General features: G+C 72.2%; 11 protein-coding genes. 4 read left to right on the forward strand and 7 right to left on the reverse strand.

The genetic code is table 11. The features are described from left to right. Positions 1–171: 171 nt before the first annotated feature. From cimA to E4099_RS17425, 3 genes are all read right to left on the reverse strand, one after another. Complete coding sequence (cimA, locus tag E4099_RS17415; RefSeq protein ID WP_135339996.1) at positions 172–1,794, reverse strand: citramalate synthase; 1,623 nt, start codon at positions 1,792–1,794, stop codon at positions 172–174. 518 nt (positions 1,795–2,312) lie between these two features. Continuing rightward, a complete protein-coding gene (locus tag E4099_RS17420; RefSeq protein ID WP_135339997.1) occupies positions 2,313–3,398 on the reverse strand; it encodes a branched-chain amino acid aminotransferase in 1,086 nt (361 codons plus the stop codon). A 513-nt stretch (positions 3,399–3,911) separates the two neighbouring features. Then, entirely contained in the window at positions 3,912–4,967 is a 1,056-nt protein-coding gene (locus E4099_RS17425; protein WP_135339998.1) for a 3-isopropylmalate dehydrogenase, read from the reverse strand. Between the two features lie 127 nt (positions 4,968–5,094). On the opposite strand from E4099_RS17425, the gene E4099_RS17430 reads away from it, so the two are divergent. Continuing rightward, on the forward strand, positions 5,095–6,723 hold the full coding sequence (locus E4099_RS17430; RefSeq protein WP_209446643.1) for a purple acid phosphatase family protein: 1,629 nt from the start codon (positions 5,095–5,097) through the stop codon (positions 6,721–6,723). A 9-nt stretch (positions 6,724–6,732) separates the two neighbouring features. On the opposite strand, the gene E4099_RS17435 is transcribed toward E4099_RS17430, so the two are convergent. The 3 genes from E4099_RS17435 to E4099_RS17445 all read right to left on the reverse strand — a co-directional run bounded on the left by E4099_RS17435 (position 6,733) and on the right by E4099_RS17445 (position 10,216). After that, positions 6,733–6,912: a hypothetical protein gene (locus E4099_RS17435; RefSeq protein WP_135339999.1), complete on the reverse strand. Its 180-nt coding sequence runs from the start codon at positions 6,910–6,912 to the stop codon at positions 6,733–6,735. Between the two features lie 577 nt (positions 6,913–7,489). Beyond that, positions 7,490–9,121, reverse strand: a complete 1,632-nt coding sequence (gene pruA, locus E4099_RS17440; RefSeq protein WP_135340000.1) for an L-glutamate gamma-semialdehyde dehydrogenase — start codon at positions 9,119–9,121, stop codon at positions 7,490–7,492. Positions 9,122–9,289: 168 nt separating this feature from the next. Next, on the reverse strand, positions 9,290–10,216 hold the full coding sequence (locus E4099_RS17445; RefSeq protein WP_135340001.1) for a proline dehydrogenase family protein: 927 nt from the start codon (positions 10,214–10,216) through the stop codon (positions 9,290–9,292). Positions 10,217–10,444: 228 nt separating this feature from the next. Between E4099_RS17445 and E4099_RS17450 the strand changes: the two genes are divergently transcribed. Further along, entirely contained in the window at positions 10,445–11,707 is a 1,263-nt protein-coding gene (locus tag E4099_RS17450) for a PucR family transcriptional regulator (protein ID WP_135340002.1), read from the forward strand. A 76-nt stretch (positions 11,708–11,783) separates the two neighbouring features. After that, positions 11,784–12,299, forward strand: a complete 516-nt coding sequence (locus E4099_RS17455) for a GNAT family N-acetyltransferase (protein ID WP_135340003.1) — start codon at positions 11,784–11,786, stop codon at positions 12,297–12,299. Between the two features lie 153 nt (positions 12,300–12,452). Here the strand turns inward: E4099_RS17455 and E4099_RS17460 are convergent, their stop codons facing one another. Beyond that, positions 12,453–13,043, reverse strand: coding sequence for a TetR/AcrR family transcriptional regulator (locus E4099_RS17460; RefSeq protein WP_135340004.1), 591 nt, complete (start codon positions 13,041–13,043; stop codon positions 12,453–12,455). 97 nt (positions 13,044–13,140) lie between these two features. On the opposite strand from E4099_RS17460, the gene E4099_RS17465 reads away from it, so the two are divergent. Next, positions 13,141–14,919: an MFS transporter gene (locus E4099_RS17465; RefSeq protein ID WP_135340005.1), complete on the forward strand. Its 1,779-nt coding sequence runs from the start codon at positions 13,141–13,143 to the stop codon at positions 14,917–14,919. Positions 14,920–15,036: the final 117 nt, after the last annotated feature.

Raw genomic sequence — 15,036 nt, forward strand, 5'->3', positions numbered from 1 at the left:
GAAGTGGGGGTGTGGTGCGGTGGGGCAGGGGGATGATGCCCGAGATCGCGCCGCCTGACCAGACCTGTCGGAGGAAACACCGCGCCAACGGGCCGGGCCCCGGGGCGTCTTGTGCTCGCCCCGGGGCCCGTTCGCGGCGCCTGCCGCCCGGTTGGGCCGCCGCCGTCCGGACTATTCGGTGGGTTCGGCGCCGGCCCGCCGCAGCCCGTAGGCGTAGGCGTCGTCCAGTGCCTGCCAGGAGGCGGCGATCACGTTCTCCGCCACGCCGACCGTGGACCACTCGCCCTGGCCGTCGGTGGTGGACACCAGCACCCGGGTGGTGGACTGGGTGCCGTGCTTGCCCTCCAGGATGCGCACCCGGTAGTCGACCAGCTCCATCGTCGCCAGCTGCGGGTAGATCCGCTCCAGGGCCACCCGCAGCGCCCGGTCCAGGGCGTCGACCGGGCCGTTGCCCTCGGCGGTGGCGACGATCCGCTCCCCCTTGGCCCGCACCTTGACGGTGGCCTCGTTGGCGTGGCTGCCGTCCGGGCGGTTCTCGACGATGGTGCGCCAGGACTCCAGCCGGAAGAACCGGCGGGCCCGGCCGGTCTGGCGCTGCTCCAACTCCTCGCGGACCAGCAGTTCGAAGGAGGCGTCGGCGGCCTCGTAGGTGTAGCCGGCCAGTTCCCGCTCCTTGATCCGGTCGACCACCCGGCCGATCAGCTCGCGGTCGCCGCCGAAGTCGATGCCCAGCTCCTTGCCCTTGAGCTCGACCGAGGCGCGTCCGGCCATGTCGGAGACGAGCATCCGCATCGAGTTGCCGACCAGTTCGGGATCGATGTGCTGGTACAGGTCGGGATCGACCTTGATGGCGGAGGCGTGCAGCCCGGCCTTGTGGGCAAAGGCGGAGACGCCGACGTACGGCTGGTGGGTGGCGGGGGTGAGGTTGACCAGCTCGGCGATGGCGTGCGAGATCCGGGTCATCTCGGCGAGCGAGCCGGCCGGCAGCACCCGGCGCCCGTACTTCAGCTCCAGCGCCGCCACCACGGGGAACAGGTTGGCGTTGCCGACCCGTTCGCCGTAGCCGTTGGCGGTGCACTGGACGTGGGTGGCGCCCGCGTCCACGGCGGCCAGGGTGTTGGCCACCGCGCAGCCGGTGTCGTCCTGGGCGTGGATGCCCAGCCGTGCGCCGGTGTCGGCCAGTACGGTGCCGACCACCGCCTGGACCTGGGCGGGGAGCATGCCGCCGTTGGTGTCGCAGAGCACCACCACCTCGGCTCCGGCCTGGTGGGCGGCGCGCACCACGCTCTTGGCGTACTCCGGGTTCGCCCGGTAGCCGTCGAAGAAGTGCTCGCAGTCGACGAACACCCGGCGGCCCTGGGCGCGCAGGTAGGAGACGGTGTCGGCGACCATCGCCAGGTTCTCGTCGAGGGTGGTGCGCAGGGCCAGTTCGACATGGCGGTCATGGGACTTGGCGACCAGCGTGATCACCGGGGCGCCGGAGGCCAGCAGCGCGGCCACCTGGGGGTCGTCCTCGACGCGTACGCCGGCCTTGCGGGTGGCGCCGAAGGCGACGAGCCGGGCGTGCCGGAAGTCGATCTCGGCCTGGGCGCGGGCGAAGAACTCGGTGTCGCGCGGGTTGGCGCCGGGCCAGCCGCCCTCGATGAAGCCCACCCCGAAGTCGTCCAGGTGCCGGGCGATGGCGAGCTTGTCCGCGACCGTGAGGTTGATGCCTTCGCGCTGCGCGCCGTCGCGCAGGGTGGTGTCGAAGATGTGGAAGCGGTCGTCCGGGACGGTGGTGCCTGTGGCCGTCATGCTGATCTGACTCCCTCTGGGATATCGGTCTTCCGGAGTAACCGGTTCCGCTTCCCCCTATGATCCCTCGCGCCGTTCCTCCCGCCGAGGGTGGGCCGGAAAACGAAAAGACCCCTCGCGGGTGCGAGAGGTCTGCGCGCGGGTCTGGGGACACGGTGTCCACGCCGTACCGGGTCGTACGGGGTGGTCACTGCGGACCGGCGCGCCTGCTGCCAATCATCGTGGCGAACGAGAGCACGGCGACAGTCTGGCATATCGGGCGCGGACCGGACGGGGCGTCTCACCATGCGGTCCGGCGCCGATGGGCGGAGGGCGTCCCCGGGCCTGCTCGCCGCCTCCCGCGGCGCCCCGCCCCGCTCTCCCGGGCCCCTTCCAGCGCCGCTCCGGTGGTGCTCCGGCGCGGCGGGGAAGGCTACGGGGCGGGCTGCGGCGCACCGTCAAACGCCGCAGCCCGACTCCGTTTCCACAGACGGGCAGCCCCCTGCCCGCACCGGCGCGGGGCGGAAGCAGGGACCGGCTCAGCCGAGGCGGTGCATCCAGCCGTGGGGGTCGGGGGCGGCGCCGGTCTGGATGTCCAGCAGTGCCTTGCGCAGCTTGAGGGTCACCTCACCGGGCTGCCCGTCGGCCACCGTCCAGTCACCGCGGGCGGACTTGACCGAGCCGACCGGGGTGATGACGGCCGCGGTGCCGCAGGCGAAGACCTCGGTGAGCGAGCCGTCCGCGTTGCCGTTCTTCCAGTCCTCCACCGAGATCCTGCCCTCGGCGACCTCGTAGCCCATGTCCTCGGCGATGCGCAGCAGCGAGGCGCGGGTGACGCCGGGCAGCAGCGAACCGGACAGCTCGGGGGTGACGATGCGGTTCCCGAACACGAAGTACAGGTTCATGCCGCCCATTTCCTCGATCCAGCGGCGCTCGATGGCGTCCAGCCAGACCACCTGGTCGCAGCCCTTCTCGGCGGCCTGCGCCTGGGCGACCAGCGAGGCGGCGTAGTTGCCGCCGGTCTTGGCGGCGCCGGTGCCGCCGGGTGCCGCCCGGACGTACTCCTCGGAGAGCCAGACCGAGACCGGCTTGACGCCACCGGGGAAGTAGGCGCCGGCCGGCGAGGCGATGACCACGAAGAGGTACTCGGTGGCCGGGCGCACCCCGAGGGCCGCCTCACTGGCGAACATGAAGGGGCGCAGGTAGAGCGAGGCCTCGCCACTCGCGGGCACCCATGCCTTGTCCTGGGCGACCAGGGCGTCGCAGGCCGCGACGAAGGTCTCCACGGGCAGTTCGGGCATGGCGAGTCGGCGGGCGGAGGCCTGGAAGCGCCTGGCGTTCTCGTCGGGGCGGAAGGTGGCCACGCCGCCGTCCGGCTGGCGGTACGCCTTGAGGCCCTCGAAGATCGTCTGGGCGTAGTGCAGGGTCATGTTCGCCGGCTCGATGGACAGCGGCCCGTATGGCACGAGTTGGGCGTCGTGCCAGCCCATCCCCTCACTCCACCGAATGGTCACCATGTGATCGGTGAAGTGGCGGCCGAAACCGGGGTTGGCCAGGATCCGCTCCCGCTCCGCGTCGGACAGCGGATGCGAGGAGGGCTTGAGCGCGATCGTGGTCGTCGTCATGGGATACGTGTCCTTCACCTTTGTCGTGGCGGACCGCGCTCACGCCGCGTCCCGCAGGTGCTAGGACGTCCGAGCTTCCCTCATAGTGCGGTCCCACGTTCGATTATCGCTCGTGGGCGCCCACGGGGAATCCCCCCGCGGGGGGAGATGGGCAGGGGTGTGCACGGCCCGAAGTCGATGGTCACACGACCGCGCGATAGCACAGTCGTCCGAATTGTCCTCCAGAGTCCGGCAGAACTCCAGTGGGATCGCGGCAGAACTCACCACAGGACTCCGGCGGGGCTCCCCACGGAACTCCGGCGGGACTCCGGCGGGACTCCCCCACAGGCCGCCACGCGGGACTCCGGCGGGACTCCGTCAAGGCCCTTCGACGAGCCTCCACAGGATTCCGGCGCGGACCTCCGCGGGGCTCCGGCGGGACCCCGGCAGCACTCCGGCGTGTGTGCCGGAGTCCCGCCGGGCCCGGGGGGCGGTACCGGCGGCGCCAAGGGGCCGGTGATCGGAGCGCGGGGCTCAGCCGGATACCCGCGCCGCGAGGGCGTCGCCGATCTGGCGGGTGGTGCGGGCGGTGGCCGGGTCGCGTTCGGCGAGGTCCGCGGCGACCGCCTCCTCGATGCGGTCCGCCTCGGCGTCGTGGCCGAGGTGCCGCAGTAGCAGGGCCACCGACAGCACGGTCGCCGTCGGGTCGGCCTTGCCGGTGCCCGCGATGTCCGGGGCGGAGCCGTGTACCGGCTCGAACATGGACGGGAAGGCGCCGCCGGGGTTGATGTTGCCGCTGGCGGCGAGGCCGATGCCACCGGTGATGGCGGCGGCGAGGTCGGTCAGGATGTCGCCGAAGAGGTTGTCGGTGACGATCACGTCGAACCGCTCCGGCTGGGTGACGAAGAAGATCGTCGCGGCGTCGACATGCAGGTAGTCGGTGGTGACCTCGGGGTACTCGGCGCCGACCGCGTCGAAGATGTTCTTCCACAGGTGGCCGGCGTGCACCAGGACGTTGTTCTTGTGCACCAGGGTCAGCTTCTTGCGCGGCCGGGCGGCGGCCCGGGCGTACGCGTCGCGGACCACCCGCTCCACCCCGTAGGCGGTGTTGAGGCTGACCTCGGTGGCCACCTCGGCCGGGGTGCCGGTGCGCAGCGAGCCGCCGTTGCCCACATACGGGCCCTCGGTGCCCTCGCGGACCACCACGAAGTCCACGGCCGCCCGCTGCTCCTCTCGGAGCGCGAGCGGGGTGGCGGTGTTCGGGTAGAGCCGGGACGGCCGCAGGTTGACGTAGTGGTCGAAGGCGAAGCGCAGCTTGAGCAGCAGCCCGCGCTCCAGCACCCCGGAGGGCACCGAGGGGTCGCCGATGGCACCCAGCAGGATCGCGTCGTGGCCCTTGAGGGACTCCAGCTCGGCGTCCGGCAGGGTCTCGCCGGTGGCGTGCCAGCGCCGGGCACCGAGGTCGTACTCCCGAGTCTCCACCTTCACGTCCTGCGGAAGGACGGCGGAGAGGACCTTGAGGCCCTCGGCCACGACCTCCGGGCCGATTCCATCACCAGGGATCACTGCGAGGCGAATGCTGCGAGACATACCGGGACCCTACCTGCCGTTTCATTGATTGACACGCACCGTCCGCGATACGGACACGGGTGCCCGTACGCCTCCCGTTCACCCTCCGTACGCCTGGCCCTCGACAAGGCCGGGGAGCTTCCGCCGTATGGCAGCCTCTTCGCGCGGAGCCTCCTCCGCCCCCGTACCCTCCCCCGCATCCTCCGAGATCCCGCGGTTCGGCATCCCCACGGAGCTCTCCGACCGGATGTCGCTGGCCGAGCAGCACGACTACCTCCGCCGGCGGCTGTCTCGCCGCAGCGCCCTGCGCACCGGCGCGGCCGGGGCCGGTACGGTGCTGGGCGCCGGCCTGCTCGGCGGTTCGGCGCGGGCCACCGAGCCCCTCGGTACACCCATGCTGTACGCGCCCTCGACCGGGGCGGTACCGGGGAGGCGGGTGGCGCCGTTCGGTCGGCACCTGACCTTCGGCTCCGATCCGCGCACCCAGATGCGGATCTCCTGGCAGGTGCCGCTGCCGGTGCGCGGGCCGTTCGTCCGGGTGGGGCTGCGGCCCTGGGAGCTGAGCCGGCGGATCGAGGCGGAGGTGCGGCATCTGCACACCCCGGCGCTGAGCGACAGCCTGCCCGCCGTCGACCAGTACTACCTGCACGCCGCGCTGGACGGGCTGCACCCCGGCACCACCTACTACTACGGAGTGGGGCACGAGGGGTGGGACCCGGCCGAGCCCAACCACTACGGCTCGCTCGGCACCTTCCGCACCGCCCCGCGGGCCGCGGAGGCCTTCACCTTCACCGCCTTCGGCGACCAGGGCATCAGCTATGACGCGCTCGCCAACGACCAGCTGATCCTGGGTCAGGATCCGGCTTTCCACCTGCACGCCGGGGACATCTGCTACGCGGACTCCTACGGCCAGGGCAGCACCGCGGACCGCTACGACGCCCGGTTGTGGGACCAGTTCCTGAACCAGAACGACGCGGTGGCCTCGCGGGTGCCGTGGATGGTCACCACCGGCAACCACGACATGGAGGCCTGGTACTCCCCCGACGGCTACGGCGGGCAGTTGGCGCGCTGGTCGCTGCCGCCAACCGGCCCGGATCCGCGCAAGGCGCCCGGGGTCTACTCCTTCGTCTACGGCAATCTGGGCGTGGTGGCGCTGGACGCCAACGACGTGAGCCACGAGATCCCCGCCAACCGCGGCTACACCGAGGGCAGGCAGACCCGTTGGCTCGACCGCGAACTGGGGCGGCTGCGGAGGACCCCCGGGATCGACTTCATCGTGGTCTTCCACCACCACTGCGCCTTCTCCACCACCAACGCGCACGCCTCGGACGGCGGGGTCCGGGACGCCTGGGTGCGCTTGTTCGACAAGCACCAGGTGGATCTGGCCATCAACGGCCACAACCACGTCTACGAGCGCACCGACGCGATCCGGGGCGGCAGGCCCGGTCGGAAGGTCCCGATCGGCGAGCACACCGACCCGGTGCGCGACGGACTGGTCTATGTGACGGCGGGTGGCGGCGGCGCCATGCTCTTCTCCTTCCCCGCCCCGGACAGCTACGAGGGGCACGAGAAGGACGTGGAGCGGGTGGAGACCTACCACTGGACCGGATACCACCAGAAGGAGCTGGACACCGTGGAGTGGTCGCGGGTCCGCTACACCGGCCACTCGTTCCTGTCGGTCCGGGTGCGGCCGGGCAGCAGGCCCGAGATGCGGGTCAGCGCGCTGGCCGAATCGGGTGAGCGGATCGACCACTTCACGGTGCGGCGCTCCCGGTGACCGGGCGCCTCAGGCCTGGGGCAGATGGCCCCAGGCGCCGCCGTTGTCGCGGCGGTCCAGGGCTCGCTGGAGGGCCGCGGCGGCGGCCTTGCGGTCGGCGTCGCCGGCCCTGCGGCGGCGGGTGGGCGTACTCGCCGGGTGCGCGGCACCACGGGGGAAGGTCCTGCGGGCAGCGGTGGTCTCGGCCATGGTCACGTCTCCTCTGACTGAAGGGGCCCTGGCATGCAGGGGGAGCCCCGAGAAGGTGGATGCCGGAAAGTGGGCGGGGGCCGGGGTGCGGCAGGGATCACCTGTGCCCGCACGGGGCCGCAGCCGCCATCGCTCCCAGTCGCGGCTGGGAGGTGCCCCCAGGGTGGTGGAGACCTTCGGCTTACACCAACGTAAGCCAGCCGAGCCGGGCTGTCTGCCTCAATACTCGGACTTCCTACTATCTGAGACGGCGCCCGCGGACGGTGCGCCCTTAGGCCCTGTCCGGCCGACCGCACCGCGGGCCCGGGCTGACCCCCGTCCGGCCCCGGCTCGCGGGGTGCGGTCCGGTGCGCGGCGCTGCCGCGCACCACTCGTACCGGGGTGCCTTCGGCGCAGGTCGTGCCGCCGGCACCTGGGTCCTGGTTAGCACTGTTCATCGTGGTGAAAGGCGCCTACTTGTCGAGCAGACGCTAGCACCGGCCGCCGCCGAGCGTCCATGGGACGGCGCGCCAATGGGGCCGCCCCCGGCCGGCGGGGGTCCGGACGGGGGCGGTGTTCCGTGGGGGAGCCGTGCGGCTCAGCCCATGTGCGGGTAGCGGTAGTCCGTCGGCGGGACCAGCGTCTCCTTGATGGAGCGGGTGGAGGTCCAGCGCATCAGGTTCTGCTTGGCACCGGCCTTGTCGTTGGTGCCGGAGGCCCGGCCGCCGCCGAACGGCTGCTGGCCGACCACCGCACCGGTGGGCTTGTCGTTGATGTAGAAGTTGCCCGCGGCGAAGCGCAGCGCCTCGCAGGTCTCCGCGGCGGCGACCCGGTCCTGGGCGATGACGCAGCCGGTCAGCCCGTAGGCGGACGCCGACTCCATCTGCTCCAGCATCTCCTCGTACTTCTCGTCGTCGTAGACGTAGACGCCGAGGATCGGGCCGAAGTACTCGTCCTTGAAGATCTCGTTCTCCGGGTCGGTGGAGACCAGGACCGTCGGGCGGACGAAGTAACCCGTGCTGTCGTCGTAGGTGCCGCCGGCCACGACCTCGACGGTCGAGTCGGCCTTGGCCCGGTCGATCGCCGCCTTGTTCTTGGCGAAGGAGCGCTCGTCGATGACCGCGCTCATGAAGTTCGACAGGTCGGTGACGTCGCCCATGGTGAGCCCGTCGACCTCGGCCGCGAACTCCTCCTTGAAGCCGTCCTCCCAGATGGAGCGGGGGACGTAGGCGCGGGAGGCCGCGGAGCACTTCTGGCCCTGGAACTCGAAGGCGCCGCGGGTCATCGCGGTCTTCAGCACCGCCCGGTCGGCCGTCGGGTGGGCGACGATGAAGTCCTTGCCGCCGGTCTCGCCGACCAGTCGCGGGTAGGTCTTGTACTTCTCGATGTTGTTGCCGACCGTCTTCCACAGGTACTGGAAGGTCTTGGTCGAGCCGGTGAAGTGGATGCCGGCCAGGTCGGGGTGGTTCAGCGCCACCTCGGAGACGTCCTTGCCGTCACCGGTGACCAGGTTGATGACGCCCTTGGGCAGCCCGGCCTCCTCCAGCAGCTGCATCAGCAGCACGGCGGCGTGGGTCTGGGTCGGGGACGGCTTCCAGACCACCACGTTGCCCATCAGGGCCGGGGCGGTCGGCAGGTTGCCGGCGATGGCGGTGAAGTTGAAGGGCGTGATCGCGTAGACGAAGCCCTCCAGCGGGCGGTGGTCCATGCGGTTCCACACGCCCGGCGAGTTGACCGCCGGCTGCTCGGCCAGGATCTGGCGGGCGAAGTGGACGTTGAACCGCCAGAAGTCGACCAGCTCGCAGGGGGTGTCGATCTCGGCCTGCTGGGCGGTCTTGGACTGGCCCAGCATGGTGGAGGCGGCCATGGTCTCCCGCCACGGGCCGGCCAGCAGCTCGGCGGCGCGCAGGATGATCGCCGCGCGGTCGTCGAAGCTGGTCGCGCGCCAGCCCGGCGCGGCGGCCAGGGCCGCGTCGATGGCGTCCTGGGCGTCCGCCTGGGTGGCGTTGGCGTAGGTGCCGAGAACGGCGGAGTGGTTGTGCGGCTGCACCACGTCGAAGCGCTCGCCACCGCCCATCCGCTTCTCACCGCCGATGGTCATCGGCAGCTCGATCGGGTTCTGCGCCAGCTCCTTGAGCTTGGTCTCCAGACGGGCGCGCTCCGGGGTGCCGGGAGCGTAGGTGTGCACCGGCTCGTTCACCGGCACGGGGACCTGGGTCACAGCGTCCATGGGGGCCGTGTCTCCTTCGAATCTCGGTTGTACGAGGAACCTCTGGACGCCGGCGGGGTGTCGCCCCCGCCGGCGCGGGCGGGTCAGCCGTCGCTGACGAGCGTACGCAGACCGCGGTCGTCCGGGGACATGTCCCCGGGCCCCGGTCGGCCCCGCCGGACGTCCTCGTCAGCCGCGGCTGACGAGCGAACGCAGGAAGAAGGTCAGGTTCGCGGGGCGCTCGGCGAGACGCCGCATGAAGTACCCGTACCAGTCTGTGCCATACGGCACGTAGATCCGCATACGGTGACCCTCTGCCACCAGTCGCTGCTGCTCCGCCTCACGGATGCCGTACAGCATCTGGAACTCGTACTCGTCCAGCTTGCGGCCGTACTTGCGGGCCAGCTCCTGGGTGATCGCGATCAGTCGCGGGTCGTGCGAGCCGATCATCGGGTAGCCCTTGCCCGCCATCAGGATCTTCAGGCAGCGGACGTAGGCCCGGTCCACCTCGCGCTTGTCCTGGAACGCCACGCTGGCCGGCTCCTTGTAGGCGCCCTTGACCAGCCGCACCCGGGAGCCCTCGCCGGCGAGCATGTGGCAGTCGTCCTCGGTGCGGAACAGGTAGGACTGGACCACCGCGCCGGTCTGCGGGAAGCGCTTGCGCAGCTCCGACAGGATCGCCAGGGTGGAGTCGACCGTGGTGTGGTCCTCCATGTCCAGGGTGACCGTGGTGCCGGCCTCGGCCGCCGCCTCGACCACCGGGGTCACGTTGGCCAGCGCCAGGTCGTGGCCGCCGGACAGCGCCTGCCCGAAGGCGGACAGCTTGACCGACATCTCGGCGCGCTCGCCCAGACCCTCGTCCTTGAGCGCCGCGGCCAGGGCCAGGTAGGCGTCGCGGTTGCGCAGCGCCTCGGCCGGGTCGGTGATGTCCTCACCGAGGAAGTCGAGGGTGACCTCCATGCCGCGCTGGCTCAGCGAGCGTACGTTCGACATGGACTCGTTCAGCCGCTCACCGGCCACGAAGCGGTCCACCACGGGGCGGGTGACCGGCGTGGCCGAGACGATACGGCGGATGGCGTCGCTTCGCGCGGCGGCGAGCAGCACGGGACCCAGCACGGGGCACCTCCGATGTGGTGATTCTTCGAACGGCCGGGCGCAGGGGCACCGACCACATTCAGCCACTTGAAACCTAAGGACCGCCTCGGAGTAAGACCATCGACACCTGTCACGCGTTCGTGGCCACGATCTCAGACAGATGTATGACAATGGGGTGGGAGTGTTCTGTCGAGCAGGGTGAGCGGTCCGGTGCGGGGCCCGGGAGACCCGGAGGGAGCGGCGCGGCCGATGCGCGGCGACTATCAGCAGCTGGTGGACGAGATCTCGGCCACCCTCGGCGCACCCGCCACCCTGGAGGACCGCGACTTCGTACTGATCGCCTTCGGCGCGCACGACAGCGAGGGCGAGGTCGGCGAGCTACCACTGGACCCGGTGCGCACCCGCTCCATCCTGCAGCGCCGCTCCACCGCGGCCGTCCGGGCCTGGTTCGAGGGCTTCGGCATCGCGCGGGCCCAGGCCCCGCTGCGCATTCCGCCGGACCCGGCCGCCGGTGTCTTCATGGGCCGCATCTGCCTGCCGGTGCTGCACCGCGGCGTGGTGCGCGGCTATGTCTGGCTGCTGGACGACGGGCACCTGTCCGATCTGGAGCTGGGCGGCCTGGGCACCCCGCCGGATGCCCGGCTGGCGCAGGCGATGGAGACCGCGGCCCGGATCGGCGCCCTGCTGGCCTCCGAGGAGCGGGCCGACGCGGAGCTCGGCGAGTTGCTGCGGGAGCTGCTGACCGGCCCCGCGGGCAGCCGCGGCACCGCCCGCGCCCGGCTCCGTGAGGCACTGCGGGGGGCGGCGGAGGGCCCGCTGGCCGTGGTGGCGGTGGCCCCGTGGCACACCGCCGACGGCTCGGACGACCCCGCCCCCCTTCCCCGGCTGCCCGGGGTGGCCGCGGTGTGCACGGTGCCCCCGCCCGGCGGCGGCGAGGAGTCGGAGGCGCGGTCCGGGCCGGCGGACCTGGCCGCCCTGGTGCGGCTGCGTACCGCCACCGCCCTGGACCCGGCCCGTATCGCCGGCGAGCAGCTGCTGCGCTCCCCCCGCGCGACGGGCCCCGCGGGCGGACCGGGCACGGCGGCGCGCGGCTCCGGGGTGGGCGCCGCGGCGGGCGTCAGCGACCCCCGGCGCGGTCTGGAGGAGCTGCCCGCCGCCTGGCGGGAGGCGCGGGGCGCGGCGCGGGCGGCCCGGGCCGAGCCGCGGCTGGGGCCGGTCGCGAGCTGGTCCGAGGTCGGCCCGTACCGGCTGCTGACCGAACTGTCCGCCACCGCCGCCGACCCCGCGGTGCGCCCGCTGCTGGAGCGCTCGCACACCGAACTGGCGCGCACCGCGGAGGTGTTCTTGGACTGCGCCGGGCAGGCCGGGCGCACCGCCCAGCAGTTGGGCATCCACCGGCAGACCCTCTACTACCGGCTCTCCCGGGTGGAGCAGCTGACCGGCCTGGACCTCGACTCGGGCGAGGACCGCCTCCTCCTCCACATCGCCCTGAAGTCGGCCCGGTTGCGGTAGCTCCTGCGGAGTGCCCCGTCCGGAATGCGCGGCGCCCCGCCCCGCCACGTCATTTCGGTGTTCCGAGGCTCAGGCGTTGGCGCACCGTGACCGGGCGGGGTGCGAGGTCTACGCCGATCCGCCGTACTGCGAAGGTCCACGCGACATCGCCGAGTTCGTCGACCGCTACCGGGCCCAGGCACAGCGGACAGGCATGCGCCTGGTACTCGCCCGGGAGGGCGCCGACCTGATCGGCTTCACCTTCGGCTACCTCCTCCCAGCGGATACCCGCTGGTGGCAGAACGTGCGGCAGCCCCTCCCCCAGGACTTCACCCGGGAGGACGGCACCCGCACGTTCGTCATCATCGAGCTTGCCGTACGGAGGCCATGGCGCCGCCGCGGCATAGCCGCCGCCCTGCACGCCCGGCTTCTGGAGGGGCAGGGCGTGGAGCGCGTCACGCTCACCGTGCGGCCGGAGCCCGAGGCTGCCCCGGCCCAAGCGGCTTACGCCGCCTGGGGGTACCGGCTGGTCGGGGTCTCCCGCCCTTGGGAGGACGCGCCGTACTACCGAGCCCTGGTGCTCGACCTCGGCACGGACGCGCGGCCGCTCTAGCCGCCGTACAGCGGACTCCCCCTCGCCTCCACACCGAGGCAGCCCCACCCCCGCGTGAGGGTGGTCGGCGCCAGACGGGACATCGGCCCCACCGGCGCAGCGGGGCAGGGCCGGGCGCTGGGGGCCGGCCCCGTCGAGCGGCGACCGGCTCGGTCAGGACCGCTCGGGGTGGTCGCCGGTGGCGATCCGCTGGATGGCCGCCATCAGGTCCGCCGACTCGGGGGTGAGCCCGGAGTTGAGCGTCATCTGCACGGCCAGGCCGCTGACCAGGGTCATGTAGAGGGAGCCGAGGACCTTGGCGGTCTCCTCGTCCACCTGCTCCTCGTCCACGCCGGCGAAGAGCGCAACCAGCCCCTTGCGCCCTTCGGGTTGGGCCTGGGCGAAGGCCTCGCGCAGCTCCGGGTCGTGCTGGGCCTGGAGCGCGGCCTCGATCTGGGCCCGCCACAACCCCTGGTGCCTGGCGAAGAGTTCCAGGATCCGGTCCCAGCCCGCGCCGAAGCGCTCCAGCAGGGTGGCCGAGGGGGAGACGCGGTCCTGGAGCGCGGCCTCGACGTCATCGCCCCAGTCCCCCATCGAGGCGAACAGGGCCTCTCGCATCAGGGCGTCCTTGGAGCCGTAGTGGTAGCCGATGGACGCCAGATTGGCCCCGGAGGCGGCGACGATGTCCCGCGCCGTCGTGCGTGACCAGCCCTTTTCCAGCAGGCAGCGCTTGGCTCCGGCCAGCAGGTCTTCGCGATGTCCCATGCCTCCCACCCTAGCGGGCACCCAGACAACTGTCACAGACACCCGTCCTATACAGCTGTTCTAGACAGTCGTTTAAGACGCGTGTACATTCCCCGTCATGACCTCACTCACCGCGGGTGCCCCGCGTGCCGGGCGCCGGGAATGGATCGCCTTCTCCGTCCTGATGCTGCCGCTGCTGCTGGTGTCCATGGATGTCTCGGTGCTCTACTTCGCGGTCCCCGCGATCAGCCGGGAACTCGACCCGACCGGCACCCAGCAGCTGTGGATCTTCGACATCTACGGCTTCGCCCTCGCCGGGCTGCTGATCACCATGGGTTCGCTGGGCGACCGGATAGGCCGCCGCAGACTGCTGATGCTCGGCGCCGCCGCCTTCGGCCTCGCCTCCCTCGGCGCCGCCTACGCGCAGAGCGCCGAGATGCTGATCGCCGCCCGCGCGCTGCTCGGCATCGGGGGCGCGACCCTGATGCCCTCGACCATGGCGCTGACGCGCCACCTCTTCCAGGACCCCAAACAGCGCACCGCCGCCATCGGCATCTGGTCCGGCGCCATGGCCGGCGGTGTGGCGCTGGGCTCGGTGCTCTGCGGAGTGATGCTCCGGCACTTCTGGTGGGGCTCGGTCTTCCTGATCAACACCCCGGTGATGGTCCTGCTGCTGATCCTGGCGCCGGTGCTGCTGCCGGAGTCCAGGAACCCGGAGCCGGGGCGCTTCGACCTGCTCGGCGTGCCCCTGTCCATGGGCGCGGTGCTGCCGGTGATCTACGGCGTCAAGGAGCTGGCGGCGGACGGCTACGCCCCGCTCCCCGCCCTCTGCCTGACCGCCGGCCTGCTGCTCGGCGCGGCCTTCGTCCACCGCCAGCGCACCCACCCGAACCCGATGGTCAGCCCGGAGCTGTTCCGCGGTCGGGGCTTCGGCTCCGCCGTCGGCATCAACCTGCTGGCCTCCTTCGCGATGATGGGCTCCTCCCTCTTCACCACCCAGTACCTCCAGTCGGTGCTCGGCAAGGGTCCGCTGGAGGCCGCCCTGTGGAGCCTGGTGCCCTCGGTCTCGGTGGGCGTGGCCGGCCCGACCGCGGCGGCCCTCGGCCAGCGGATCAACCGCGCCTATGTGATCGCCGGCGGTTTCCTGACCGCGGCGGTCGGCTTCGCCCTGCTGGCCTTCACCGGCACCCACTCGCTCACCCTGGTGCTGGTCGGGGCGGCCGTCCTCGCCTCCGGGATCGTCACCGTGATGGCGCTGATCACCGATATGGCGCTGAGCACCGCACCGGCCGAGCGGGCCGGCGCCGCCTCCTCCCTGCTGGAGACCGGCCAGGAGCTGGGCGGGGCGCTGGGCATGGCCCTGCTGGGCTGCATCGGCACCGCCGTCTACCGCCGGGACATGGCGGACGCGGTCCCCACCGGACTGCCCTCGGCCACGGCCGACTCGGTGCGCGAGACCCTGGGCCATGCCGCACTGGTGGCCGGCCGGCTCCCCGGCCGGGCCGGCCAGGCGCTGCTGGACGACGCCCGCGAGGCCTTCACCCACGGCATGCGGATCGCCTCGCTCGCCGGGGTGGTGGTGCTGCTCGCCGGAGCCGTACTGGCCGCGGTGGCCCTGCGCCGGATCCCGGCCGCGGTTCCGGGCGCGGGCCCGGCGGACGGGGCGGGTGCGGTGGATCCGGTGGCCTCGGCCGACGGGGCTGGTGCGGCGACCCCGGCGAACGCGGCATACGGCGCGGACCCGGCGGAACCGACTTACGGACCGAGTGCGGCGGACCCGACGGGCCCGGCGGACGGGGCGGGTGCGGCGGCCCCGACGCATCCGACGGCCCCCGCCGGCGGGCCGGCGATGGGAACGGCGCCGCGGCGAACCGGCCCCGTACACCTTTCGGGTTGATCGGCGGCTTCCCCTACGGAACGACTGGGGGCCATCCGGGGGTTCACCCCGGATGGCCCCCGCTCGTACCCCGGCCAGGCTGAGGCCATGACGACCTCGCACCTCCCCCGCCCTTCC

It is taken from the genome of Streptomyces palmae, from assembly GCF_004684805.1.
Lineage (GTDB): Bacteria > Actinomycetota > Actinomycetes > Streptomycetales > Streptomycetaceae > Streptomyces > Streptomyces palmae.